Annotated in this window: 25 protein-coding genes; 21 read left to right on the top strand and 4 right to left on the bottom strand. The window is 66.8% G+C overall.

The annotated features are described in order from the left end of the window. The first annotated feature begins 95 nt into the window (after nt 1-95). The 3 genes from thiL to A5788_RS14175 are packed head-to-tail and all read left to right on the top strand — an operon-like array spanning nt 96 to nt 2,402. Nucleotides 96-1,154 (top strand): thiamine-phosphate kinase, encoded by a 1,059-nt coding sequence (thiL, locus tag A5788_RS14185; RefSeq protein ID WP_064870602.1) that lies wholly within the window; start codon nt 96-98, stop codon nt 1,152-1,154. A 43-nt stretch (nt 1,155-1,197) separates the two neighbouring features. Further along, complete coding sequence (locus tag A5788_RS14180) at nt 1,198-1,719, top strand: gamma carbonic anhydrase family protein (RefSeq protein WP_049698377.1); 522 nt, start codon at nt 1,198-1,200, stop codon at nt 1,717-1,719. Nucleotides 1,720-1,721: 2 nt separating this feature from the next. Continuing rightward, nucleotides 1,722-2,402 (top strand): uracil-DNA glycosylase, encoded by a 681-nt coding sequence (locus A5788_RS14175; RefSeq protein ID WP_049698376.1) that lies wholly within the window; start codon nt 1,722-1,724, stop codon nt 2,400-2,402. A gap of 49 nt (nt 2,403-2,451) precedes the next feature. Here A5788_RS14175 and bluB read toward each other — a convergent pair whose 3' ends face one another. From bluB to rpmB, 3 genes are all read right to left on the bottom strand, one after another. Then, entirely contained in the window at nt 2,452-3,084 is a 633-nt protein-coding gene (gene bluB / locus A5788_RS14170) for a 5,6-dimethylbenzimidazole synthase (RefSeq protein WP_064870601.1), read from the bottom strand. Further along, the gene (locus A5788_RS14165) at nt 3,081-3,893 is read right to left on the bottom strand and encodes an enoyl-CoA hydratase/isomerase family protein (protein ID WP_082938112.1); all 813 of its coding nucleotides are present in this window, start codon (nt 3,891-3,893) and stop codon (nt 3,081-3,083) included. Before A5788_RS14165 ends, bluB begins: the two co-directional genes overlap by 4 nt. Before the next feature lie 87 nt (nt 3,894-3,980). Next, nucleotides 3,981-4,172 carry a 50S ribosomal protein L28 gene (rpmB, locus tag A5788_RS14160; protein WP_005180428.1) on the bottom strand — a complete coding sequence of 64 codons (192 nt, stop codon included), beginning with the start codon at nt 4,170-4,172 and terminating at the stop codon, nt 3,981-3,983. A 317-nt stretch (nt 4,173-4,489) separates the two neighbouring features. Between rpmB and A5788_RS14155 the strand changes: the two genes are divergently transcribed. From A5788_RS14155 to holA, 14 genes are all read left to right on the top strand, one after another. Continuing rightward, on the top strand, nt 4,490-6,151 hold the full coding sequence (locus tag A5788_RS14155; RefSeq protein WP_064870608.1) for a DAK2 domain-containing protein: 1,662 nt from the start codon (nt 4,490-4,492) through the stop codon (nt 6,149-6,151). Continuing rightward, nucleotides 6,151-8,433, top strand: coding sequence for an ATP-dependent DNA helicase RecG (gene recG, locus A5788_RS14150; RefSeq protein ID WP_064870599.1), 2,283 nt, complete (start codon nt 6,151-6,153; stop codon nt 8,431-8,433). Before A5788_RS14155 ends, recG begins: the two co-directional genes overlap by 1 nt. Nucleotides 8,434-8,600: 167 nt before the next feature. After that, entirely contained in the window at nt 8,601-9,359 is a 759-nt protein-coding gene (locus A5788_RS14145) for an HNH endonuclease family protein (RefSeq protein ID WP_197494612.1), read from the top strand. Between the two features lie 151 nt (nt 9,360-9,510). Continuing rightward, a complete protein-coding gene (locus A5788_RS14140) occupies nt 9,511-10,794 on the top strand; it encodes a glutamate-5-semialdehyde dehydrogenase (RefSeq protein WP_064870606.1) in 1,284 nt (427 codons plus the stop codon). Beyond that, nucleotides 10,794-11,726 carry an AAA family ATPase gene (locus A5788_RS14135; RefSeq protein ID WP_064870598.1) on the top strand — a complete coding sequence of 311 codons (933 nt, stop codon included), beginning with the start codon at nt 10,794-10,796 and terminating at the stop codon, nt 11,724-11,726. Before A5788_RS14140 ends, A5788_RS14135 begins: the two co-directional genes overlap by 1 nt. Then, nucleotides 11,726-13,165, top strand: a complete 1,440-nt coding sequence (locus A5788_RS14130; protein WP_064870597.1) for a vWA domain-containing protein — start codon at nt 11,726-11,728, stop codon at nt 13,163-13,165. Before A5788_RS14135 ends, A5788_RS14130 begins: the two co-directional genes overlap by 1 nt. A gap of 23 nt (nt 13,166-13,188) precedes the next feature. Then, nucleotides 13,189-13,959: a nicotinate-nucleotide adenylyltransferase gene (gene nadD / locus A5788_RS14125; RefSeq protein ID WP_064870596.1), complete on the top strand. Its 771-nt coding sequence runs from the start codon at nt 13,189-13,191 to the stop codon at nt 13,957-13,959. After that, nucleotides 13,956-14,318 (top strand): ribosome silencing factor, encoded by a 363-nt coding sequence (gene rsfS / locus A5788_RS14120; protein WP_005205149.1) that lies wholly within the window; start codon nt 13,956-13,958, stop codon nt 14,316-14,318. The genes nadD and rsfS overlap by 4 nt, the downstream gene beginning before the upstream one ends. Beyond that, complete coding sequence (locus A5788_RS14115) at nt 14,315-15,028, top strand: histidine phosphatase family protein (protein ID WP_064870595.1); 714 nt, start codon at nt 14,315-14,317, stop codon at nt 15,026-15,028. Before rsfS ends, A5788_RS14115 begins: the two co-directional genes overlap by 4 nt. Next, nucleotides 15,025-15,798, top strand: a complete 774-nt coding sequence (gene octT / locus A5788_RS14110; protein WP_064870594.1) for a diglucosylglycerate octanoyltransferase — start codon at nt 15,025-15,027, stop codon at nt 15,796-15,798. Before A5788_RS14115 ends, octT begins: the two co-directional genes overlap by 4 nt. Before the next feature lie 9 nt (nt 15,799-15,807). Continuing rightward, nucleotides 15,808-16,689, top strand: coding sequence for a DegV family protein (locus A5788_RS14105; protein ID WP_049698367.1), 882 nt, complete (start codon nt 15,808-15,810; stop codon nt 16,687-16,689). Nucleotides 16,690-16,765: 76 nt separating this feature from the next. Next, nucleotides 16,766-17,875, top strand: a complete 1,110-nt coding sequence (locus A5788_RS14100; RefSeq protein ID WP_231894322.1) for a ComEA family DNA-binding protein — start codon at nt 16,766-16,768, stop codon at nt 17,873-17,875. A 7-nt stretch (nt 17,876-17,882) separates the two neighbouring features. Further along, on the top strand, nt 17,883-19,412 hold the full coding sequence (locus A5788_RS14095; RefSeq protein ID WP_064870593.1) for a ComEC/Rec2 family competence protein: 1,530 nt from the start codon (nt 17,883-17,885) through the stop codon (nt 19,410-19,412). A 46-nt stretch (nt 19,413-19,458) separates the two neighbouring features. Continuing rightward, a complete protein-coding gene (holA, locus tag A5788_RS14090) occupies nt 19,459-20,433 on the top strand; it encodes a DNA polymerase III subunit delta (RefSeq protein WP_049698365.1) in 975 nt (324 codons plus the stop codon). 249 nt (nt 20,434-20,682) lie between these two features. Here holA and rpsT read toward each other — a convergent pair whose 3' ends face one another. Continuing rightward, on the bottom strand, nt 20,683-20,943 hold the full coding sequence (gene rpsT / locus A5788_RS14085) for a 30S ribosomal protein S20 (RefSeq protein ID WP_049698364.1): 261 nt from the start codon (nt 20,941-20,943) through the stop codon (nt 20,683-20,685). A 244-nt stretch (nt 20,944-21,187) separates the two neighbouring features. Between rpsT and A5788_RS14080 the strand changes: the two genes are divergently transcribed. The 4 genes from A5788_RS14080 (at nt 21,188) to A5788_RS14065 (ending at nt 26,005) form a co-directional block, all read left to right on the top strand. Further along, on the top strand, nt 21,188-22,321 hold the full coding sequence (locus tag A5788_RS14080) for a hypothetical protein (RefSeq protein ID WP_064870592.1): 1,134 nt from the start codon (nt 21,188-21,190) through the stop codon (nt 22,319-22,321). Between the two features lie 107 nt (nt 22,322-22,428). Next, nucleotides 22,429-24,180 (top strand): circularly permuted type 2 ATP-grasp protein, encoded by a 1,752-nt coding sequence (locus tag A5788_RS14075; RefSeq protein ID WP_049698362.1) that lies wholly within the window; start codon nt 22,429-22,431, stop codon nt 24,178-24,180. Then, complete coding sequence (locus A5788_RS14070; protein ID WP_197494616.1) at nt 24,180-25,160, top strand: alpha-E domain-containing protein; 981 nt, start codon at nt 24,180-24,182, stop codon at nt 25,158-25,160. The genes A5788_RS14075 and A5788_RS14070 overlap by 1 nt, the downstream gene beginning before the upstream one ends. Further along, nucleotides 25,157-26,005 carry a transglutaminase family protein gene (locus A5788_RS14065; protein WP_064864607.1) on the top strand — a complete coding sequence of 283 codons (849 nt, stop codon included), beginning with the start codon at nt 25,157-25,159 and terminating at the stop codon, nt 26,003-26,005. Before A5788_RS14070 ends, A5788_RS14065 begins: the two co-directional genes overlap by 4 nt. Nucleotides 26,006-26,091: the final 86 nt, after the last annotated feature.

The raw sequence follows: 26,091 nt of genomic DNA, 5'->3' as shown, positions 1-26,091 counted from the left end.
CACACGAAGTCACTACACTGTGGGGATATTGTCACCACAACGCCGCGAGAGCGCGAACCGAAACGAATAACCGTGGAGCCGACGAGGAGTTGACAGTGGCAGGTGGCGACGAGAACGCCACGACCCCCGACCACGCCCATCCCGCCGACGTCACCGTCGGTGACCTGGGCGAGCGGGCACTCATCTCGCTGTTCACCTCGGCGGCGACGACCGCAACGTCGGGCGACATCGTCGTCGGATCCGGCGACGACGCCGCCGTCTTCGACGCGGGCGGCCCGACCGTCATCAGCACGGACACCGCCGTGCAGGACCGCCACTTTCGTTTCGACTGGTCGACGCCGCGCCAGATAGGCGAGCGTGCGGTGATCCAGAGTGCAGCAGACATCGCGGCGATGGGAGCACGTACGGTCGGCGTGGTCGTGTCGATCGCATGTCCGGTGAGCACCCCCGCTACCACTGTGACCGAGATCAACGACGGCATCCTGGCCGCGACACATCGTCTCGGCGGTCGTGTGCTGGGCGGCGACCTCGTCGCCGCAGATCAAGTGGTGCTCACCGTCACGTCGGTCGGCGCGCTCGACGGGCTCACCCCGGTGGCGTTGACCGGTGCGCAACCAGGCGACGTCTTGGCCGTGAGCGGTCCGCTCGGAAGTGCCGCCGCCGGGCTCGCCGTCCTGCTTGCCGCTGAGAAGCGCGACGCGGACGAGTGCGACGGTGACGATTCGGAGCGCTCCAACCGGCTACTCGCACAGCATGCCGAGGTGGTGGATGCGCACCGTCTGCCCAACCCCGACCTCTCGGCGGGTGTCGTGGCGGCGCGCGCAGGTGCTCACGCCATGACCGATGTCTCCGACGGGCTCGTCGAGGAGCTCGAGACCCTCGCGGCGGCGTCGAATGTCGCTCTCGCAGTAGACGTCTCGCGAGTTCCGCGAACAGAGGCGACCACGCGCGCCGCGACCGAACTCGGGGAGTCCGACGACGTCTGGGCACTCACCGGGGGTGAAGACCACCAGTTGCTGGCCGCGTTCGCGGCATCCGACGTCCCCTCGGGGTGGGTCGTCATCGGAGATGTCCGCGAACGCACCGGCGATCGCGCACCGGTGTCTCTCGACGGCATTGCGGCGGGTGACCTGCGCGGATGGCAGTCCTTCTGACACCAGTAGGTGGCGGCCGTCACGGCGGTGATTAGATCGTCACATGGCGATTTACGCACTCGACGATCGTGAACCGGTCCTCGGTGACGACGTGTACATCCACCCCGACGCGACGGTGATCGGCGCCGTGACACTGGCAGACGGCGTGTCGGTGTGGCCCGGAGCGGTGCTGCGAGGGGACTACGGGACCATCTCCATCGGCCGGCGAACCAACATCCAGGACGGCACGGTCATCCACTGCACGCCGATCGATCCGACGGTCATCGGCGCCGGTTGCGTCGTCGGACACAACGCCCACATCGAGGGTTCGACGATCGGCGACAACTGTCTGATCGCGTCGGGATCTGTTGTCCTCAACGGGTCGACGGTCGGCGACGGCGCGATTGTCGGAGCGGGAGCCGTTGTGCCGTTCAAGTTCTCGGTTCCCGCGCGTGCGATGGCGCTCGGCGTGCCCGCGCGCATCCGTGAGGGATTCGAGGTGCCCGCCGACCATGTCGACCTGAACGTCGAGATGTACTACCAGAATTCGCTGTACTACCGATCGAAGCTCAGGAGACTCGACTGATCATGACCCCACAACCGTTGAGCGAACTCATCGATCCCGGTTGGGCGCACGCACTCGCGCCGGTCGAAGACGACATCGCCCAGATGGGGCAGTTCCTGCGCGACGAGAACGCCGCGGGCCGCGGCTACCTACCGGCCGGACGAAATGTGTTGCGCGCGTTCACGCAACCGTTCGACGACGTCCGCGTGCTCATCGTCGGGCAGGACCCATATCCGACACCAGGGCATGCGGTGGGGCTGAGCTTCTCTGTTGCAGAAGACGTTTCGCCCGTCCCGCGCTCGTTGGCCAACATCTACACCGAGTACTGCTCCGACCTCGGGTATCCCAAGCCCGCCAACGGCGATCTGACACCCTGGGCGAAATCGGGTGTGCTACTGCTCAACAGAGTGTTGACGGTTGCTCCCGGCGAGCCCGCGTCGCATCGCAATAAGGGGTGGGAGGCGGTGACCGAGTGCGCGATCAAGGCGCTTGTGTCGCGCGACGAGCCACTCGTGGCCATCCTGTGGGGACGCGACGCCGCCGGCCTGCAGCAGTGGATGCCCGACGTCCCGGTGATCGTGTCGCCGCACCCTTCGCCGTTGTCGGCGAGTAAAGGCTTCTTCGGCTCGCGTCCGTTCAGCCGGGCCAATACCGAACTCGAAGACCTCGGCGGCGAACCGATCGACTGGCGCCTGCCTTCCTGAGCCCCTGCTCTCCTGCAGCCGCTGCCCTCGTGGGGACACTGCCTTCCTGTCAGCGGACTAAGCGTCGGGCATCGGCGTCGGTGCGCTCCTGCCAGCCGACCCTCTCGAGTTCGGGAATGTCGTCGGCCTCGGTGGGATAACCAAGGCACAGATATGCCGTGAGTCGCCACGTGTCGGGTACACCGAGATCGGTTGCCACGGTGGGTCCGTCGAGGATGGACACCCAGCCGACTCCGACGCCGCGCGCCCGTGCGGCCAGCCAGAGCGTCGTGACGGCGGTGACCGTCGAGTAGTCGAGGGTCTCGGGCATCGTCCGCTTACCGAGGCCGTGTCCCTGTGTGCCCGCGTGGTCGGTGAAGACGGCGAGCTGGATCGGGGCGTCGTCGAGTCCGGAGAGCTTCAGCTCCGCGTACGCACGCTTGCGCTCGCCCGCGTACCCGTCGAGTGCCTCGGCGTTGCACTCGACGAAGTTACGGCGGATGCGAGCGCGAGCCTCGGCCGAGTCGACGCGCACCCAACGCCACGGTTGGCTGTTGCCGACCGACGGCGCGAGTTCGGCTCGTGCGAGGAGTTCGTCGAGCAACTCTGGCTCGAGTGGATCGGAGCGGAAATTTCGGACGTCACGACGCCACGCGAACAACGTGTCGAGGTCTTCGATGAACGAGGCGTCGAACGTCGTCACCGCTCGCGTGCCGCTGCGAAGTCGGGGGTCCGCTTGCCCACGAACGCGTCGACGCCCTCGACACCCTCCGCTGAGCCGCTGTTGGTCGAGATCGCGTGTGCCTCGGCAGCGAGCTGATCGCGGAGGGTTGCGGTGGCCGACCCGCTCAGCAGTGCACGCGTCGCGGCCAGTCCGGCGCGCGGACCCGCGGCGAGTGTGCGGGCGATCTCGGCGGCGGTGTCGTCGATCTCGGTGTCGTCGACGAGGCGCGAGAGGATGCCCCACGCGAGTCCCTCGTCGGCGGTGATGACTCTGTCGGTGAGGATGATGTCGCGGGCGCGGGCCGCTCCGACGGTGCGCGGGAGGGTCCACGTCATGCCGCCGTCCGGCGACAAGCCGATTCCGGTGTAGGCCGGACGCAGGTTGGTCGACGGCCCACCGATCGCGATGTCGGCGTGCAGCACGATGCTCAGCCCGGCCCCTGCGGCCCAACCGCGCACACCCGCGACGACCGGACGATCGGCGTCGAGCAGGGCGGTGACGAAGTCGTGGAAGGTGTCGGCGAGAGCGCGGATGAAGGTGGGGCGGTGCTCGGCAGCGGCGAAATCGCGCACGTTGCCGCCCGCGCAGAAGTTTCGTCCAGCGCCGAGCAACAGGATCGCGCCGACTTGGCGTTCGCCGCGTGCGATCTCACGCAGGGCGGTTGTTGCCGATTTCAGTGAGGCGTCGTCGAGTGCGCCGCCCTTGCTCGCATCGGAGATGCGTAGGACGAGGACGTCGCCGTCCTGTGTCACAGCCGATTCTGCCGGGGACGTTGTGGTCGAGGTCATGGACGACACCCTAACCCGGAGATGCAGACAACCCGACCCCGGGGCCGAGCGTTCGCTCGGTCGGGATCGGGTTGTCAGTTCTCGCGATCAGGCGAGAGTGGTCTTGCCGGCCTTCAGGCAGGAGGTGCAGACGTTCTTACGCTTGCGGTTGCCCGGGGCCACCTCGACACGCACAGACTGGATATTGGGATTCCAGCGGCGGTTGGTACGGCGGTGCGAGTGCGAAACGGACTTGCCGAAGCCCGGACCCTTGCCGCAGACGTCACAGACGGCAGCCATTGTCGAACTCCCTTGATAGATGGAATGATCTTGCGGTTACGCCAGCTCGCTGCTCGCGGAAACGCAACGTCATCCACGGCGGCGGCAAGGCAACCCTGCAAGGGTAACCGTCCGGGTGCGTCACCACCAAATCCGGGCCGAGCGTGATCTACCGCAGGGCTTGGGGCGAATGCGCCGGACCCGCCGACGGCGACCGTGTCGGCGACTCCGAGTAATCTCTCACACATCCTGGGCAGCGCGTGGCGTGGCACTTTTCGACGACGTGGATTTTCGACGGCGTGGAGACACGCGTGAGCCCCCGCGGTGAAGGAGGACCCATGTCGACTGACGGTGGACTCGTTCGCGTGATGAATCCGCAGGTTCTGCGTGACTGGGCGCAGGAGTGTGTGGCCCGGCTCGAGGAACTGCGCGGCGAGATCAATGACCTCAACGTCTTCCCGATTCCTGATTCGGACACCGGCAGCAACATGCTGTTCACCATGCGGTCTGCTGCCGACGTCGTCACCGCCCTTCCGGTCGACGCCGACGTGGTCGCCGTGACGCGGGCCATGGCAGAAGGTGCTGTGGCCAACGCGCGCGGCAATTCCGGCGTCATCATGTCGCAGATCCTGGTCGGCCTCGCCGACGCCGTGGAGATCGGCGCACCGGACGGACAGTTGACGTTTTCGCAGCTCGCGGTGTCGGGTCTGAGGCTTGGATCGTTGGCAGCGCAGCGCGCGGTGAGCGACCCCAGGGAGGGCACCGTCCTGACGCTGCTGACCATCGCCGCGGAGTCTGCGGCGCGTCACTCCGGCGAGACCGCCGCCGACCAGGCCCGCGCGATCGCCGACGATGTGGCCGATGGTCTGGAGCGGACTCCCGAACAGCTCCCCGAACTGGCGTCGGCGGGCGTCGTCGACGCCGGCGGTCGGGGTTTTCTCGCCATGCTCGACGCGATGGTCGGGGTGCTCACCGGTGTCACGCAGCGACGTCGTCGGTACCGCGGAATCCTCACCGGGGGAGGGCAGCCCGGTCATCCCGTCGACGAGACGTGCGACGGCCCGGGCGACATGGACTTCGAGGTGATGTATCTGCTCACCGGGGCTGCGGGCGAGAGCATCGCGACGCTGCGATCCGAACTCGGCGAACTCGGCGACGCCGTGGTGATCGTCGGCGACAGTTCGCCGTCGGGTGAACGGTTCTCGGTGCACGTACACACCGACGACCCGGGCGCCGCGGTCGAGGCGGCGATAGCGCACGGCAACGTCTCCGACATCCGGATCTCCTGCTTTGCTCTAGATTCGATTCGTGCACAAGCCAATTCGATGGAGCCGCCGCCTCGTCACCGGCGCGCCGTCGTCGCGGTCGTGCGCGGCGACGGGGCCGCGGAACTCTTCGCCGAGGCAGGGGCAGCCGTTGTCCGCGCCGACGACGGTGTCACGCCGGAAGCGCTTGCCGCCGCCATTCGCGCCACCGATTCGGCACACGTAGTGGTCATGGCGAACGGGTCGTTGACGTCGCAGGATCTCGTGAGCGTCGCAGCGGAGGTCCGGTCTGCGCAACGGTCGGTGATCTCGTTGCCGACCTCATCGATGGCGCAGTGTCTCGCGGCCCTCGCGGTCCACGACCCCTCCGAGTCGCCGGATGCCGACGCCTACGCGATGGCCGAAGCCGCAGCGGGCGCACGCTGGGGTTCGCTACTGCTCGCCGACGAGCGGATGATCACCCTTGCCGGAACCTGCGACGTCGGAGATGTGTTGGGCCTCATCGGCTCTGATGTCCTTGTCATCGCGCCCGAGCAGACAGCCGCTGTCGTGTCGCTGGTCGATCTCATGTTGGCGACAGGTGGCGAGATGGTCACCGTCCTTGCGGGCTCGGGTGTCGACCGTGACGCGTTGGCGGCGCTCGAGGCGCAGATCCGGCGGGCATATCCAGGCGTCGAAATGGTCGTGTACGAGACCGGTCAGACCGACGATCTGATGCAAGTGGGTATCGAATAGTGGTCCGTGCATCCGACTCTCTGTCCGATGTCTTCAACACCGAACGTGCGGCGAGTCTCGCGTCGTTGGGGCTCGCGACCGTCGGGGAACTGCTGCGTTACGCACCGCGTCGGTATCTCACGCATGGTCAACCCTCGGAGGAGCAGGACCTGACCGAGGGGGAGTGGGTCACGGTTGTCGGACGCATCACGCGTGCCGACCTGATCCGGATGAAGAAGCGTCACGGGCAGTTCCTGAAGGTCACCGTCGACGACGGCAACCGCTCCTACGAGGTCAGCTTCTTCAACCCGCGCTTCATCAAGAACGCACTGAAACCCGGCACCCGGCTCATGGTGGCGGGAACCGTGAAGTTCTTCCGCGAGCAGCCGCAACTCTCCCATCCCGAGTGGATGGTCCTACCGGACGGCGACGTCGAGGTCGATCGTGTGGTCGGGTCGGCGATGCTCGCCGAGATGTATGCGGCAGAGGCCGAGATCACCGGCGAGCAGCGGCGCCCGGGTGCGCACTCGGCCGACATCGCCGCCGCGTTCGATCGAGCAATCGTGCCGCTGTATCCCGCGAACCGTGAGATCCAGACGTGGGACATCTGGGCGTCGATTCGTCAGGTCCTCGACGACGTCGAGCCGTTCGTCGACCCGCTCTCCGACGACGAACGCGAACGCCGCGGGTTGATGTCGCTCGACGAGGCGATCCGCACCATCCATGTCCCCGACTCCGATGCGAACGTCACCGCCGCGAACGAACGCCTGAAATTCGATGAGGCGCTTGCGATCCAGACCGTACTAGCGCAGCGCCGCCTCGCGGGTCGTGCAGAGTCGGCACCCGCGTGCCCGCACGTTCCCGGCGGCCTGGAAGACCGCCTGCTGCAACGACTTCCGTTCACTCTCACCGACGGGCAGCAGTTGGTGCTCGCCGAGATCGCCGACGACCTCGGCCACCCGACGCCGATGAGCAGGCTGCTGCAGGGTGAGGTGGGTTCGGGCAAGACCCTCGTGTCGTTGCTCGCCATGCTGCGCGTCGTCGACAACGGTCACCAGTGCGCGATTCTCGCGCCGACGGAAGTTCTTGCCGCACAGCATCTTCGGACAATCACGACGATGCTCGGCGATCTGGGCACTGCTGGTGAACTAGGCGCCGCCGACGGCGCGACGAGTGTGGTGTTGCTGACCGGATCGATGAAGACCAAGGGCAAACGCCAGACGCTGCTCGACGTGGTGACCGGCAAGGCGGGCATCGTCGTCGGAACCCATGCGCTGCTCGAGGAGAGGGTCGAGTTCTTCGATCTCGGCATGGTCGTCGTCGACGAACAGCACCGCTTCGGCGTCGAACAACGAGATGTGTTGCGGGGCCGTGGCCGCGACCATCTCATGCCCCACTTCCTGGTGATGACGGCGACACCGATCCCGCGGACGGTGGCGATGACGGCATTCGGCGACCTCGACACGTCCGTGCTCACCGAACTCCCCAAGGGACGTCAACCGATCACCACGACCGTGGTGCCGACGGCGAAACCCCAATGGATCGAACGCATGTGGGGGCGCGCCGCGGAGGAGATCGAAGCCGGGCGGCAGGTGTACATCGTGTGTTCGCGCATCGGCGACATCGAGCCTGCCGCACCCAAGCGTGGCGCGAGCAAACGCACTGCGGGCGAGGAAGCCGACGCGCAGCAGCAGACCACCTCCGTGCTCGACCTCTACGACGAGCTGCTCGCAGGACCGCTCGGCCACCATCGGCTCGCGATCCTGCACGGGCGGCTTCCCGCCGATGAGAAGAACGAGGTCATGGACGCGTTCGGGCGGGGCGAGATCGACGCGATCGTGGCGACAACCGTGATCGAGGTCGGTGTCGACGTACCCAACGCGTCGATGATGATCATCGTCGACGCAGAGCGATTCGGGGTCAGCCAACTGCACCAACTCCGCGGACGTGTCGGTCGTGGCGGCCATCCCGGCCTGTGCCTGCTGATGACGTCGACAAAACCGGTGTCGCAGGCGATGGAACGACTGCGGGCCGTCGAGGCGTCGACCGACGGATTCGAACTCGCTCGCGTCGACCTGCTGCAGCGCCGCGAGGGTGATCTGCTCGGCTCGCTGCAGTCGGGTGGGGTGTCGTCGCTGCGTCACCTCTCGCTGCTCGACGACGTCGACGTGATCGCCGACGCCCGCGAGCTGGCCGAGTCCGTGGTGGCAACCGACCTCCCGCTGGCCGACCACCGGCCACTCGCCGACCTCGTCGACGCCATTCTCGTGCCCAACAAGGTGCGCTACCTCGACAAATCCTGACCCGGCTCGCCTGCGTCCCGAAACTGCGTCCCGAACCCGCGCACCAAACGCGGCCCGAACCCGCAGACGCGGCTGGTGTACCGACCGCGTTCACCAGATCGAGCCGCGTCTGCGACGCCGTTGCCGGATAGGGGAACCGCGGGCCGCCGCGCGGCGTCGAAGATGGCGTGAATCCCGTCATCGCGGTGCCGCTGTACCGGCTGCGCATGCGCTACCGGCACGCCCGACGCGACGCGCAGTGGCCCGCGCGCAGGTGGGCGGTCACGGTCGCGTTCGTGCTCACGGCGGTCGTCGTGGCCGTGGGTGTGTACCGCGACGTCCCGCGCGCGGGATCGGGGCAGTGGCACGCCGCTGCTCAGCAGGCATTGCGCGAACTCGCAGGGGTGCCCGTCGTCGCGGCGCGTACCGGTCGCGACGACTACGAGCGGTCGGCGTTCGGGGCGTCGTGGACCGACGATGCGAGCGTGACGGGAGGCGGAAACGGCTGCGATACCCGAAACGACGTGCTGACCCGCGACCTCGGAGATGTGCGCGTCGGGCCGGTGACGTCGTGTCCGCGCGCTGTCCTCGCGGGCGAGCTGCGCAGTCCGTACACGGGCAAGACCGTTGTGTTTCGGCGTGATCGCAATGCGACGGCCGTTCAGATCGACCACATCGTGCCGCTGGCCTTCGCGTGGGACATGGGTGCGTTCGGGTGGTCGGCTCGGCGTCGCGTCGAGCTGGCAAACGACCCGGCCAACCTGGTCGCCGTCGACGCGGCGTCGAATCAGGAGAAGAGCGACAGCGAACCCGCCCGTTGGCTGCCGCCCAATCGCGGTTTCCACTGTCAGTACGCGATCGAGTTCGTCGTGGTGAGCCGCGTATACGGATTGGCGGTCGATGCCGCGTCGCGGCGTGTGCTCGCCGGGATACTCAACCGCTGCTGACATGCGGCGTCTCGACGTCCGGCCCGCGGTGGCGTTCTCGGGTGGGCGATCTTGGGGCGGAATGGTGCGGGGACGTACCCTGGACATGTTGTCCACCGGCAGTGCCGCGCAGGACGCAATCGTCTGCCGTGAACTCGAAACCGAGGTATTGATGAGCGCACCCACCGTGACCGGAAGGCAGGCCGCGACCGGGCCCGACGTCGAAGAGGTCGTGCACGCGCAGGCCCGCGCGGCCCGCACCGCTTCTCGGGCGCTGGCAGCGCTCACCACGACGGCCAAGAATGCTGCGCTGCTGGCCGCTGCCGACGCCGTCGACGCGAACACCGAGACCATCCTGGCCGCGAACGCCGACGATGTCGCGCGCGCGGAGGAGGCCGGAACCGAGGCGAACCTGATCGACCGTCTGCGTCTGACCCCGGAGCGCGTCGCGGGGATCGCCGACGGACTGCGTCAGGTTGCGATCCTTCCCGATCCGATCGGCGAGATCGTCGCGGGCAAGACGCTTCCCAACGGTCTGCGCCTGCGGCAGGTACGCGTGCCGCTCGGTGTGGTCGGCATCGTCTACGAGGCGCGGCCGAACGTGACGGTCGACGCTTTCGGAATCGCGTTCAAATCCGGAAACGCTGTGCTGCTTCGCGGTTCGTCGTCGGCGGCGTCGTCGAACGCCGAGCTCGTCCGCATTCTTCGTGACGTCGTCGCAGGCGCGGGCATTCCGTCCGATGTCGTGTCGCTGCTGCCCAGTGACGACCGTTCGAGTGTCACCGCGCTGATCCGCGCGCGTGGGCTCGTCGACGTCGTCATTCCGCGCGGTGGCGCCGGTTTGATCAACGCGGTCGTCGCGAACGCCACGGTCCCCACGATCGAGACCGGAACCGGAAACTGCCACGTCTACGTGCATGCGCTCGCCGATGTCGGCGTCGCGACCCGCATCATCCTCAACGCCAAGACCCGACGACCGAGCGTGTGCAACGCGGCGGAGACAGTGCTCGTCGACAAGGCGATCGCCGCCGACGCGCTGCCCAAGATCAGTCAGGCGCTGCAGTCACAGGGTGTCGTGATCCACGGCGACGAGCCGGGCATGGAGCCGGCCGACGAGTCCGACTGGTCCGACGAGTACCTCTCGATGGACATCGCGATAAAGGTGGTCGACGGACTCGACGCCGCTGTCGCTCACATCGACACCTATGGAACCGGGCATACCGAGGCCATCGTGACCACCGACCTCGCCGCGGCCGAGGAGTTCACGAACCGGGTCGACGCCGCAGCCGTGATGGTCAACGCGTCGACCGCCTTCACCGACGGCGAGCAGTTCGGCTTCGGAGCGGAGATCGGCATCTCGACGCAGAAGCTGCACGCTCGCGGACCGATGGGACTGCCGGAACTCACCTCCACCAAGTGGATCGTGTGGGGCGACGGCCAGATCCGGCCCGCGTGATGACCGACTCCGCAACGACGAACGGCCCGGCGACACAGGACGCGGCTCCTATCGTTCCCTCGTTCGCAGCCGTGCCCGACGTCGTCGACAGGCTGCGCGCCACCGGCTATCTGGCCGACGACGCGACGGCGACGTCGACCTTCCTCGCCGACCGGCTCGGTAAGCCGCTGCTCGTCGAAGGTCCTGCGGGAGTGGGCAAGACGGAGTTGGCGCGTGCCATCGCCGCGGCCACCGACGCAGAGCTCGTGCGTCTGCAGTGCTACGAGGGAATCGACGAGGCGCGCGCACTCTACGAGTGGAACCACGCCAAGCAGATCCTGCACATCCAGGCGACCGGCACGCGCGACTGGGCCGAGGCGAAGACCGACATCTTCTCCGAGGAGTTCCTGCTCCCGCGACCACTGCTGACAGCGATCTCCCGCACCGATCCCACCGTGCTCCTGATCGACGAGGTCGACAAGGCCGACGTCGACGTCGAGGGGCTGCTGCTCGAGGTGCTCAGCGACTTCGCGGTGACCATCCCGGAGATGGGGACCGTCGTCGCGTCGCGTCGACCGATCGTGATCCTGACGTCGAACGCGACGAGGGAGTTGTCGGAGGCGCTGAAACGTCGCTGCCTCTACCTCTTCATCGATTACCCCGACGCTGCGCGCGAGAAGGAGATTCTCGAGTCACGAGTTCCGAACCTGCCCGACGCTCTCGCGTCCGAACTGGTCCGCATCGTCGGTGTGCTGCGCACCCTCGACATTCGGAAGAAGCCGTCGGTCGCCGAGACCATCGACTGGGCGAACACACTGCTCGCGCTGGGCGCGGGTGAGGAACGCTCGAAGGGCGGGCGACTCGACGAAGGCCTGATCGCACGCACCCTGGGCGTCGTGCTCAAACATCGTCCTGACCTGAAGACCGCCGTCAAAGAACTCAAGCTGGGCTGATGTCCGGGGCCGGACCCGAAACGGGCGACATCGCGACAGCAGTGCCGCTCGTCGCTCATCTCACCGACTTCGTCGACGCGCTGCGGCGACGGGGGATCGCGGTCGGTCCGTCGGCGCTGATCGACGCCGCGCGGGCGATGGAGGTCCTCGACCTGCTCGACCGCAGCAGTCTGCGCGAGGGACTCGCGGCGACCCTCGTCGACGATCACATGCACCGGCCGGCCTTCGACCGCATCTTCGACCTCTGGTTTCCCGTCGCGATCGGCGCGCGCAGCGCGGAGGAGGAGCTGCCGCGCGACGAGTCCGGCGAGGTCGACGTCGATGCCGTGCGCGAGATGCTCGCAGAGTTACTCGCAGACGAGTCGGCCGACGCCGACGGACGCCTGTCCGCCGCGGTGGCGCAGGTGGTCGACGAGATGGGCCGCTACCAGTCGAGCCGCGGGGAGGCGTACTCGGCATATCAGGCGCTCTCGAGCATCGATCCCCAGACACTGATCGCACGGATCGCCGCCGCGATGGCAGGCGGATCGGGTGACGACCTGAGCGTCGGCGACGATCCGACGTTCCGGCGGGCCGCCCGCGAACGCGCCAACCGCCTGCGCACCGCGATCGAGGTGGAGACGCAGCGTCGGATGGCCGACCGAAACGGACGCGAGAAGGTCAGCGACTACGCGGTGCCGACGCTGCCCGAGAACATCAACTTCCTCTCGGCAGGCAAGAAGGATCTCACCGAGATCCGACGGACCGTCGCACCGCTCGCGCGTCTGTTGGCCTCTCGCTTGGAGATTCGACGACGCCGCGCCCACCGGGGTGCTGTCGACGTCCGTGCGACGCTGCGCGCGTCGATGTCGACGGGCGGGGTGCCGATCGAACTCAAGAACCGCAAGCCGCGCCCCGGTCGCCCCGAACTGGTGATCATCTGCGACGTATCGGGTTCGGTGTCCGGGTTCTCGCAGTTCACGCTGCAACTCGTCTACGCGCTGCGTCAGCAGTTCGCGAAGGTTCGGATCTTCGCATTCGTCGACACCGTCGACGACGTCACCGAGTACTTCACCGACGACGAGGGGTTCGGCGGCACCGATATCGGTGAGGCAATGCATCGCATGTTGACGCAGGCCCGGCTCATCACGCGTGACGGTCATTCCGACTACGGGCACATGCTGCGCGGGTTCGTCGACGCCTACGGCGACACGCTGACACATCGCGGAGCGCTGCTGATCCTCGGCGACGCCCGCAACAACTACCACGACGCCTCCGAGGACACGCTGCGCGAGTTGGTGGAGCGTGCGCGTCACGCGTACTGGCTCAACCCGGAGGCGCACGGCGACTGGGGTACCGGCGATTCCGCGGCCGACGACTACGCGGAGATCATCGACATGTTCGAGTGCCGCAACGCCACCCAGCTGTCCGCGGTCATCGCCGACCTCCTGCCGGTGTGATCGCTCGCGTAAACTGACCCCTCATGGCACATGACCGTCCGCGTGCACGCCGGATCGGTGTGATGGGCGGAACGTTCGATCCCATCCACAACGGGCACCTCGTGGCAGCCAGTGAGGTCGCCAACCGGTTCTCGCTCGACGAGGTGATCTTCGTCCCGACCGGACGGCCATGGCAGAAGCTGACCGAAGACGGCGGGGCGGTTCCCGACCGGACGAAGCAGGTCAGTCCCCCCGAGGACCGCTATTTGATGACGGTCATCGCGACGGCGTCGAATCCGCAGTTCAGTGTGAGTCGCGTCGACATCGATCGGGAGGGATTCACCTACACGGTCGACACACTGCGGGATCTGCGCAAAACCCTTCCCGACGCGCAGCTCTACTTCATCACCGGCGCCGACGCGTTGGAGTCGATCCTGTCGTGGCAGGACTGGGAGGAACTGTTCGAACTCGCGAACTTCGTCGGGGTGAGCCGACCGGGATACGAGTTGAACGCCAGTCATCTGGCCACGCACCTGCGAAATCTGCCAGCCGATACGCTTCATCTGATGGAGATTCCCGCCCTGGCGATCTCCTCGACGGACTGTCGGGCACGCGCGGCGACGGGACGACCGGTCTGGTACCTGGTGCCAGACGGCGTCGTCCAGTACATCGCCAAGCGCAGGCTCTACCGCAGGCCGCGGGTGAACTCGCCGGGTGTCTCGGCGCCACTCAAGAGCGACGCCGACGATGAACCGACAACCTCCGACACCTCAACACCCCGTGCGGAAACGCAACGCTCGAAAGGACGAACGTGACAGCAGCAGCTGAGTCACTGGACATGGCGAAGGTGGCAGTCGCTGCCGCGCAGGACAAGGTCGCCACTGATGTCACGGTGATCGACGTGTCCGAACAACTCGTCATCACCGACTTGTTCGTGATCGCGTCGGCCGACAACGAGCGTCAGGTCAACGCGGTCACCGACGAGATCGAAGACAAGATGCGCGAGGCGGGCTACAAGCCGGTCCGACGCGAAGGCACACGTGAGGGTCGCTGGGCGCTGCTCGACTACGTCGACATCGTCGTGCACGTCCAGCATGCCGACGAGCGCGCCTACTACGCGCTCGATCGGCTGTGGCAGGACTGCCCGGTCATCGACCTGGAGCCGCAGGCGTGAGTGGAGCGCCCGACGACCACGACACCTCCGTCGAACGACTCACCCCGGTGGTCCGCAGACTGATCCTGTTGCGGCACGGGCAGACCGAGTACAACGCGACGAGCCGGATGCAGGGCCAACTCGACACCGATCTCTCCGATCTCGGTGTGCGGCAAGCGAAGTCGGCCGCCGCCGCGCTCGCCGAACGTAATCCGATGCTCATCCGATCGTCGGATCTGCGGCGTGCTCGCGACACCGCCGAAGCGCTCGCTGTGCTGACCGGGCTGCCTGTCGAGACCGATCAACGGCTCCGCGAAACACATCTCGGTGAGTGGCAGGGTATGACGCACTACGAGGTCGACGACGTCATGCCCGGTGCGCGCGCACTGTGGCGCGACGACGCCACATGGCGCCCGCCGGGCGGGGAGAGCCGCGTCGACGTCGCTGCCCGCGCCCTACCGGTCGTCGACGAACTGCTCGCGAGTGTGGACGACTGGGGGAGCGGCGCGACCCCGGAGTCGCCCGTCGTGCTCGTCGCGCACGGAGGTGTGATCGCTGCGATGACCGCCGCGCTCCTCGACCTTCCCGTCGCCAACTGGCCGGTGTTCGGCGGTCTCGCCAACACGAGCTGGGTGCAACTGTCGGGCCACGGACTCCCCGGTGAGAAGCCGCGGTGGCGGCTGGACGTGTGGAACGCCTCGGCCGAAGTCGCCGACGCAGGGGTGCAGTGACCGACGCGGTTGTCGCGAGCACGCCTGACGACTGCCTGCTCATCCTCTCCGACTCGCTCGCCTACTTCGGACCCAAGGGTGGGCTGCCCGCTGACGACGCTCGCATCTGGCCGAACATCGTCGGGGCGCGGTGTGGTCTGCCGGTGCGGCTGTTCGGTCGGATCGGCTGGACCAGTCGGGATGTCTGGTGGGCGATGACCCAGGACCCGAACATCTGGGCTGCGGTACCGCATGCACGCGCGGTGGTCCTCGCGTTCGGCGGAATGGATTCGTTGCCGTCGCCGCTTCCGACCGCGTTGCGTGAGCAGATCAGGTACGTGCGGCCGGGCCGACTCCGCCAGGTCGTCCGGTCGGCGTATCAGTGGGTCCAGCCGCGTGCGTCGAAGATCGGCTGGCCGGTGGCCCTGCCGCCGTCGGTGACCATCGACTACCTCGACAAGATCTACGCGGCGCTGACCCAGTTGCGCCCCGACCTGCCGATCGTCGTGTGCCTGCCGTCGACGCATCGGAGCCCCTATTACGGGTACGTCCACAGCGGGCGGATACCGACGACCGCGGCGATGCGGGCGTGGTGTGAGCGACACGGCGTCTCCTACGCCGACTTCTATCCGCCGACCCGCGATGCGTACGACGAGCCAGACGCTGCGATGAACCCCGACGGCATCCACTGGGGCTTCGCGTGCCACCGGGCGGTCGCCGACGTCGTCGCGGCGCCGGTTCTGCGGGTGCTCGACGATCCGGATGTCCGAACCGGACGGCGCACCGGCTAACGTAGACGGGTGCCTGTTGTCGTCGTCACAGATTCCTCTGCGCGGTTACCCGCTGCCGTCGCCGACAGCTACGACATCATCCAGGTTCCGTTGCATCTGACGCTCGACGGAGTCGACTACCTCGAAGACGACGACAACGTTCCCGCCGACATCGTGTCGACGCCGGGAGTCACGACTGCGGGCGCCACTCCGCACGATCTGGTGCAGGCGTACGGCGAAGCCATCGAACGCAGTGAGGGCGACGGGGTCGTCGCGGTCCACATGTCGCGAAAGCTGTCCGGCACGTGGAGTGCTGGGCGCCTGGCCGCGGAGGACTACTCGGGGCAGGTGCGGGTGGTCGACTCGCGGTCTGTCGGATTGGCAGTCGGATTCGTCGCCATCGCAGCTGCGCAAGCCGCTCGCGACGGCGCCGATCGGGATCGCGCCTACGAAGCCGCCATCCGCCAGGCCGCGACTGTCGAATCGCTGCTCTGCGTGCAGAATCTCGACAATCTCCGCAACAGCGGGCGAATCAGCGCGGCGAGCAAGATGCTCGGGTCCGCGTTGTCGATCAAACCGATCCTGCACGTCGTCGACGGCACGCTGACTCTGCGTGAACGCACGCGCACGTTCTCCAAGGCGCTGGACAAGATGGCCGAAGCGGCCGTCGACTACGCCGACGGCCGCGCGGTGACTCTCGGAGTGCAGCATTGCCAAGCTCCCGCTGCCGCAGCCGATCTCGTCGTCCGGTTGCGGGAGAACCTGCGGAGCGTGACGTCGAGCATCACCGTCGATCTCGGTCCTGTGCTCGGCTGTCACGTCGGTCCCGGCGCGGTCGGCGTGGTGATCGGTACCCAACTCGATCCCATCACCAGGGGACAGTCGGAGGCCGAGGGGTTGTCCACACCCTGACCGTCGTCCACAGGGCGGCGTCGATGCACGGTCGACGAGCCGGTGTGATCGTGCGTCGGCCGTAGCGTCAGAGGCTATGAGCGACAAACCAACCCGGACGGCCCGCGGATTCGCCGCGCGAGGTGTTGTCGAGCGCGGTTCGCGAACCGCGCCCACCGCGGTCGGACGCTCGCCGCTCGACCGGTTGTCAGCCCCCGCACCCGGCACCACTCGGACGCCCGAACTCGACGCCACCTCGCCGCCTGTGGATGACGGCATGTCGCCGAGTTCGTGGGGGGTCGACACGACGCCGGGTTGGCTGGCTCCCGAGGTGGAACGCAGGCGCCCTCTCGATGGTCGGGAACGACTCCGTGCCAACGGATTCGACGACGATCATCGACAAGACTTCGACCTCGACCCCGATAGAGATGTCGATTCGGATGAGGACGAGTACCGCCCACGTCGTCGATTCGCAGTGGCGCCTGCCGGTGCCATAGCGTTGATTGCCGTGGGCGTAATCGCCTGTGTGATAGCGGGATTCGGGCTACTCCGCAGCGACGACGTCGTGCCGACCGTCGCCTTCCCCGCGTCGGCGGGTCCGTCCGCGTCGATTCCTTCCGTCGCTGCAGTGCCGTCGGCCGGCACCCCCGCCATGCCTTCTGTCGCCGCGCCGTCGGCTGCATCAGCACAGATCGTGGTCAGCGTCGTCGGATTGGTGCGGAAGCCCGGGCTGGTGCGGTTGGCGCCGCGGTCCCGAGTGGCCGATGCGCTGTCGGGTGCTGGCGGTGCCCGCGAGGGAGCCGACACGACGTCGCTGAACCTCGCTCAGGTGTTGGGCGACGGCGACCAGGTGCTGGTCGGCTACGCGAGCAAGGACGGCAACGCCTCACTTCGCAGTGCGGTAGTCGCGTCGGGTGCGGGGAGGTCGGACTCTTCGTCGCCGCCGACGGCCGGTGACGCCCCCGAGTCGAGCTCCGGCGCAAGGGATTCGGGAGCGTCGGACAGTGCTGGTGGAAAGGTCGACCTGAACACCGCGAGTGCCGAGCAGCTCGACGCTCTCCCTGGGGTCGGCCCGGTCACTGCGAAGGCCATCATCGACTGGCGGTCGCAGCACGGAAAGTTCACGTCTGTCGACCAACTCGGCGAGGTCGACGGCATCGGACCCGCGCGGCTGGCGAAGCTGCGAGACCTCGTGACCGCCGGCTGACACCGCGGTGGATCTACGACTCGTCGCGCCCGCGCTCGGGGTGTGGCTTGTCACGCTGCTCGGGCTGCACGGGCCGTCGTGGTCGATGCCTGTCGTGCTGGTCATAGGCGGATTGATCTGCGCTGCAGCTCTGTTCGCACATCGGCGCAGGAATCTTGCCTGGCAGATGGTCGGCATCGTGGTGATCGGCGCGGGGATGGCGGCGACATGCGCACTGGCGCTGTGGCTCAGGCTCGAGACCCGCGACGCACATCCGCTGTCGGGGATGTCGGGCAAGGCGACGGTGACGATGTCGATCCGCGACGACCCGCGCAACTTCGGACCGGCACAACGGGGTCAGGTGACCACGCGTGTGACGGTGCTGGCCGTCGGGGAGCGTCGAGTTCCCTCCGCCATCGCCGACGTCGTCGCGCGTGCGCCCGGATGGGTGGGCTTGCTGCCGGGTCAGCATGTGCGGGTCCTGGTGAGTATCCGCGCACCTCGAGGGGGTGACTTGAGTGTTGCGAGGTTGGCGGCGTCGGGCCCGCCGACGCTGCTGGGACGTCCTCCTCCGCTGCAACGGGGAGCAGGTGTCGTGCGATCAACGCTGCAGCAGAACTCGGCGCAGGCGTTGAGCGGCGAATCGGCGGGACTGCTGCCGGGGTTGGTCATCGGCGATGAGAGTGCATTGTCGGAAGATGTCCGAGATCAGTTCCGCGCGGCCGGGCTCGGTCATCTGACCGCTGTCTCCGGCGCCAATTTCGCGCTCACCTGCGGCGCGGCGATCGCGTTGATCCGGTTGATCGGTGGATCGCCGAAGGTGGCGGCGGTCAGCGGAGTGGTCGTCATCGTCGGATTCGTCGTCCTGGTACGGCCGTCGCCGAGTGTGCTGCGGGCAGCGATGATGGGCGGAGTCGGTCTGCTCGCGTTGTTGTCGACGCGGCGTGCCCGCGCAGTGCCAGCGCTCGGTGTCGCCGTGATCGGGGGTCTTCTGTGGTGGCCGGAGCTTGCGAGTGCGCCGGGGTTCGCGTTGTCGGTCGTGGCCACGGCCGGACTCGTGCTGATCGCGCCGTCGATCCGAGACACGCTGCGCGAGTGGAGAATCCCACCTGTCGTGGCCGAGGTGCTCGCGATCGCCATCGCCGCCCAGGTCGTGACAGCGCCGCTGATCGCGATGATCAGCGGGACATTCAATGTGGTCTCGATTCTGGCCAACGTCGTCGTGGCGCCTGTCGTCGGAGTGATCACTGTGGTGGGAACACTCGCCGCGTTGATCGGACTCGCCGGAGACGTGGGTTCCGTGGTTGCCCAAGTGTTGCTACGCGCGATGTCGCCAGAACTATGGTGGATGATCACCGTGGCGCGCGTGCTCGGCGGATTGAGTTGGGGGGCAATCGATATACCAGACGGGCTTGCCGGGATGGCGCTTGTCATGACGTTCACCGCCCTGGGTGCGGCGCTGCTGAATCGGCGCGTGATCGGGTGGGCGCGGCGTCGTGCGCACGGTCGGCGCAACGAGACGCACAGTCGGCAGAACGAGGCGCACAGTCGGCAGTAGGGGAGGTGTCCGGTGGGCCGTCGGGCTGTCGGGGTGTTCTGGCACCATGAGTGACGTGACCGATCGCCTGCATCTGCTCCTCGGAGACGACGACTTCCTCACCGGACGCGTGATCTCGGGTGTGACGAGCGAGCTGTCCCACCACGCAGGCGCCGACATTCCGGTCACGCGTGTGCGAGCTGGCGATGTCAGCGAATACGAACTGGCCGAACTGTTGAGTCCGTCGTTGTTCGCCGAAGACCGCGTCGTCGTCGTCGAGTCGGCGGCGGAGGCGGGCAAAGAGCCCGCAGCGCTGATCACGCGGGCGGCACGCGAGCTTCCCGACGGCATCACGCTGATGGTGATCCATACCGGAGGCGGTCGTACGAAGTCGATGGTCGGCGAACTCCGCAAGGCAGGAGCGGTCGAGCACGACTGCGCGGCGCCGCGCTGGCCGTCGGAGCGAATGGACTTCGTCCGCAAGGAGTTTCGTGAGCTCGGTGTCAAGGTCAGTGCCGAGGTCGTCGAGCAGGTCGTCGAAGGGGTCGGTGCGGAGCTCCGCGAGCTTGCCGCGGCGTGCAGTCAGCTCGTTGCCGACACCGGCGGCAAAATCGATCGCGATGCGGTGCGGCTGTACTACCAGGGGCGCCCAGAGGTGACCGGGTTCGAGGTCGCAGACAAAGCTGTCACCGGTGATCGGGCCGGGGCGCTTGAATCGCTGGCGTGGGCGGTGCATCACGGGGTACCGCGAGTGCTGCTCGCCGACGCGCTCGCAGAGGCGGTGCACGCGATCGCGCGCGTACGCGGAATCGGGTCGATGGACCAGTACGCGGCCGCGTCGGAGTTGGGTATGCCGCCGTCGCGTGTCAAGAAGGTGCAGTCGCAGGCTCGGGCGTGGGATTCGTCGTCGATCGCACAGGCGGTCGTGGTGGTCGCCGGGCTCAACGGCGATGTGAAGGGACAGGCCGCCGACGCAGACTACGCGCTCCTGCACGCGGTCGACGCCGTGGCTTCGCTGCGTCCGTCATCGCGTCGACGCTGAAGCGCGCTGGGCTGAGCTCGAGCGACCGAAGCGTTGTAGGACCGAAGCCTTATAGGACCGAAGCTCGCAGGACTGAAGCGCGCCGGACCACGCAACTCACCCCGGCGACCGCGTGGAAGTCGCCGGGGTGAGTTGTCTCGAAAGGGGAACGGTCGGCGCTGCGACCCGGCGTGCTCCCGTGGGCACGGGGCGCGTCGCGGGTGCGCGCTCTGACTCGTTCAGTTCCGGCTGATGCCGGAGGTTGTTACCTCAGAGCTTGTTGACGGCCACAGCGATGGCCGACTTCTTGTTGGCTGCCTGGTTGGCGTGGATAACGCCCTTGCTGGCTGCCTTGTCGAGCTTGCGGCTTGCGGTCTGTCCGAGCTCGGCGGCCTTGTCCTTGTCGCCGGCGTCGACAGCTTCGCGGAAGCTACGGATCGCGGTGCGCAGCGAGGAGCGCACGGACTGGTTGCGCTGCCGACGGATCTCGTTGGTGCGGTTGCGCTTGACCTGGGACTTGATGTTTGCCACGCGTGTGTACCTATCAGTTGTTGGTGATTGTTGCTGGGTGTTCCTGAGCAGGTCAGACGGGTGGACAGCACGTGTCCGCCGTCGACTCTGCGACAGCGGTCTACTTTACCAGCCGGAAACAGGGGTCCCAAATCCGCAGGCGTCGGCACGCGAAGGCCCGCCCTGTCACCGATCTCCCGTGAATCCACGCGGCATGTGACGAGGTCGCAGATATGTGCCCGAGCGCAACTAAGCTCGATCCATCATGTCAGTTGTTTTCATTCACGTCGGATTACCCAAGACAGGCACCACCCACCTCCAGGATCGCCTGTGGTGGAACCGCGACCTCGCTTTTCGTCACTCCGGGCTGCTCTACCCGGGAAACGAGATGGCCGATCACTTTCACGCCGCAACGCATCTACAGCCGGGCAGGTATCTCGACTGGGTCGACCCGGCCTTCGCCGGGAGTTGGTCGACGATGGTCTCGCAGATGCGTGCGTGGCCAGGGGCGTCGCTGGTGTCGCACGAGTTGTTCGCGACGGCGCGTGAGGAACAGATCGAGTCGTTGGTGAACGATCTCTCCTTCGCCGACGAGGTCCATGTGATCGTGACCGTTCGCGATCTGGCCCGACAACTGCCGTCGGTGTGGCAGGAGAACGTCAAGAACCAGCGTCTTGCGTCGTTCGACGATTTCGTGACCTCGGTGCGTCGGCACGCGCCACGTCGAACCGGGTCTTGGGGTGGCGACATGGAGGAGGAGCCCTTCTGGGAATTCCAGGACTACGTGGGCATCCTCGGACGGTGGGCCAAGTTCGTCGGACCGGAACGGGCTCACCTGGTCACCGTGGCGAAGTCGGGAACCGGCGCATCGTCGTTGTGGGACAGATTTCTCTCCGTGCTCGACGTGGATCCGGCTCCGATGACGATCGACGTTCCCAACAACAACACCTCGCTCTCGGCAGCGCAGGCAGAACTCCTGCGACGGCTGAACTCGCGCCTTCAGCCCGACGACATCGAGTGGGATCGGTACGAGCGCGTCGTCAAAGGTCACATCATCGCCAAGGTCTTGTTCGCACAGACCGGCGGCACGCCACGTGGGCTGTCCGCCGAACAGCGTGCGTGGGCGGCCGACGAAGCCGAGACGATGATCGACGCCGTGCGCGTGGCCGGATATCCCGTGACCGGTGATCTCGGCGATCTCGCGGTGAGCACGACGGCAGGCGACGACGCCCAGCCGCCGACGGTTGACGAAATTCTCGACGCCTCACTCGACGCGATCGCAGGAATCGCGAAGACGATGCCTTTCCCCGAGACCGGAGCCCGATTGCAGACGCGCGCCGCGAACGTGGCTCGCCGGGTCGGGCGGCGCGTCGTTTCGCTGCGTCGAACCCTGGGCTAGCGCTGGCCTCGGCCTGCAGCGAGGAATGGGGCCAGGAGAAGGGCCGCCGCGACGCGCCCACGCAGACGTCGTGCCGAGTGGGGCGATCTGAGGCACCATGTGTGTCTATGAGTCCCGCGTCAACCGGTGCGCAAGCCAAGAAGGCATCGCGCAAAACCGCGCCCCCGTCGTCGTCGAAGTCAGTCACCGCCGCCAAGTCGGCAAACGGCAAGGGCGCCGAGCCGGGACAGGTTGCCAAGAGCGCCAAGGCCAAGGTCGTCAGGGAGACACTCCCCACCGAGACCGGAATTTTCAAGGGATATTCGAAAGGGCCGTACGGCAAGGCCTTTGACGAGATGTTCGACGCCGACGGCGAGGTACGCCCCGCGTATCGGGGCATCTTCAAGGTCATGGCCGAGTCCGATCGCGCCGACCTCGAGGCACGCGTCGATGCGCTCGGGCGCGCGTTCATCGACCAGGGCATCACGTTCTCGCTCTCGGGTATGGAGCGCCCGTTCCCGTTGGACGTTGTGCCACGGGTCATTTCGGCCGGCGAGTGGAACAAGCTCGAAGCGGGTATCACCCAGCGCGTGCAGGCGCTGGAATTGTTCCTCGACGACGTCTACGGCGAGCAGGAGATCCTGCGCGACGGTGTGTTGCCCAAGCGGCTGGTCCATTCGTGTGAGCACTTTCACCGTCAGGCGGCAAACATCCGTCCTCCCAACGGAGTTCGCATTCACGTCGCGGGCATCGACCTGATCCGCGACGCCAACGGTGATTTCCGGGTGCTCGAGGACAACCTGCGATCACCGTCGGGTGTGTCGTACGTGATGGAGAACCGCCGCACCATGGCGCGGGTCTTTCCCGACCTGTTCTCCACGCACAAGGTGCGCCCTGTCGCCGACTACCCGAGTCACCTGCTGCGGGCCCTGCGGGCCTCGGCCGCCTTCAACGAGGCCGACCCCAACATCGTCGTGCTCACTCCCGGTGTCGCGAACTCGGCGTACTTCGAGCACTCGCTGCTCGCGCGGCTGATGGGCGTCGAGCTCGTCGAGGGTCGAGATCTGTTCTGCCGCGACAACGTCGTCTACATGCGCACCACCGAGGGCGAGCAACGCGTCGACGTGATCTACCGACGCATCGACGACGACTTCCTCGATCCCATGCAGTTCCGTCCGGATTCGATGCTCGGCGTGGCAGGTCTGCTCAACGCCGCGCGCGCGGGCAACGTCGTGATCTCGAGCGCGGTGGGCAACGGTGTCGGCGACGACAAGCTCATCTACACCTACGTGCCGGACATCATCAACTACTACCTCGGCGAGAAGCCCATCATCGGCAACGTCGACACCCTGCGCTGCTGGCTCCCCGAGGAGTGCGACGAAGTGCTCGACCGGATCGACGAACTCGTCGTGAAACCTGTTGAGGGATCGGGTGGTTACGGGATCGTCTTCGGTCCCGACGCCACCAAGGCCGAGCTCGACACCCTGGCCCGCAAGGTGCGCAACGACCCCCGCGGATGGATCGCCCAACCCGTGGTGCAACTGTCGACGGTGCCGACAAAGGTCGGCGACTCACTGCGACCGCGGCACGTCGACCTACGTCCCTTCGCCGTCAACGACGGTGAGAAGGTCTGGGTGCTCCCGGGTGGACTGACCCGCGTCGCACTGCCCGAAGGTTCGCTCGTCGTGAACTCCAGTCAGGGTGGCGGCTCGAAGGACACGTGGGTGCTCGCCAGCAGGGCCACACAGAGTGAGCGCGAACTCGGCGGTGGCAAGGTGGTCACCTCCAAGGCCGCCAAGGCGGCACGGCCCGCCGAGAGCGCACCCGACCCGGTTTTCGAACAGACACAGCAGCAACAGCAAAGCGGTGATCCCCGATGATGTTGGCCCGCAACGCCGAATCCCTCTACTGGATCGGCCGCTACGTCGAACGTGCCGACGACATGGCGCGTCTGCTCGACGTCGCTATCCATCAGCTCCTCGAGGACACCTCCGCCGACGTCGACGGTGCGGTTCGGATGGTCATCCAGGTTCTCGGACTCGAGGTGCCCGACACCGACGGGCCGCTCGACGTGTGGTCGCTCACCGAGCATGTGGCGTATGCGAAGGGGTCGGCCGGATCGGTCGTCGACCTCATCCGTGCGGCGCGCGAGAATGCCCGTGGCGCACGGGAAGTCACGTCCAGCGAGATGTGGGAGTGTCTGAACACCACCTACAACGGACTGGCCGAGGCGGAGCGTCGGGGGCGTCGACTCGGACCTCACGAGTTCCTCTCGTACGTGAAGAACCGGGCCGCCATGTTCGCCGGACTCGCCGACGCGACGATGAGTCACGACGACGGCTACCGCTACCTGTTGCTCGGTCGTTCGGTGGAGCGGGTCGACATGACCATCCGAATGCTGCTCTCGCGCGCCAACGATCCGATCAACTCGCCTGCGTGGGTGAATGTTCTGGTGTCCGCCGGTGCACACGACACCTACCTGCGGACCTATCGCGGTCTGCTCGACGCCGAGAACATCGTGCAGTTCATGTTGCTGGACAGGCTCTTTCCGCGATCGGTGTTCCACGCACTTCGTGTCGCGGAGCAGAATCTCGCGGAGATCGAGAAGCGCCCGAGCCGCGTCGGCGAGCAGGCCGAAGCGCTGCTGCTGCTGGGTCGAGCGCGCAGCTCGCTCGAGTTCCTGGAACCGGGCCGACTGCTCGACGGACTGCAGGAACGACTTCTCGATCTGCAGGACACCTGCCGTGCCGTCAACGAGGCGGTCACGGGTCAGTACTTCCATGTGTCACCGTATGTGTCGTGGGCAGACGCCCGGGTCAGCGATGGTGAAGAACACTTCATCGAGGAGAGTGAACTGTGAGCTGGCGTCTGAGGGTCGTGCATTCGACGGGCTTCGGCTACCAGAGTCCGGTCACCTCGTCGTTCAACGAGGCACGGCTTACCCCGCGAAGCGATACTCGGCAGAACGTGATCGTCAACCGTGTGGAGACGGTGCCCGCGACCCGTGCGTACCGCTACACCGACTATTGGGGCACCGCGGTCACCGCCTTCGACCTCCACGCTCCGCACGAGGAGCTGGAGGTGTCGGGGATGTCGGTCGTCGAGACCGAGGCCGGCGAGCGTCCAGCCCCCGACAAAGCTGTGACGTGGGAGGAATTGGAGAGCGAGTACGTCGCCGACCGCTACGACGAAATGCTCTCGTTCACAACGTATGTGCCGAAGAACGGGCGGCTGGGTGCGACAGCGCGGCGCATCGCCAAGGGACTCGAGCCGGAGGACGCCGTCGAGGCGATCTGCAAGTTCGTGCACGAGGAGATGGAGTACGTACCGGGTACGACAGGCGTGCACAGCACCGCCGTCGACGCCTGGAACGAGCGCAAGGGTGTGTGTCAGGACTACGCGCACGTCAGCCTTTCGATGCTGCGCGGTCTCGGCGTGCCCGCACGGTACGTCTCGGGATATCTGCACCCGAAGCCCGACGCGAAGATCGACAAGACCGTCGAGGGGCAGAGCCACGCGTGGATCGAGGTGTGGACAGGCGGCTGGTGGGGCTACGACCCGACCAACGACACCCCCATCACCGAGCAGCATGTCTCGGTGGGCGTCGGCCGCGACTACTCCGACGTCTCGCCGCTCAAGGGCATCTACACCGGCGGCAAGGCGACGGACCTCGACGTCGTCGTGGAGATCACGCGCCTGGCGTGACCGGCCCGCGGCGCCGCCGGTGAATGTGTGTCGAATCGAAGGAATTGGGTGCTGCAGCAACCACATCCTTCGATTCGACACACATC

Source organism: Gordonia sp. 852002-50816_SCH5313054-c, assembly GCF_001665925.1.
GTDB lineage: Bacteria > Actinomycetota > Actinomycetes > Mycobacteriales > Mycobacteriaceae > Gordonia > Gordonia jacobaea.
The sequence above is the reverse complement of the archived record's forward strand: the minus strand, read 5'-3'. Positions and strand labels throughout refer to the sequence as shown.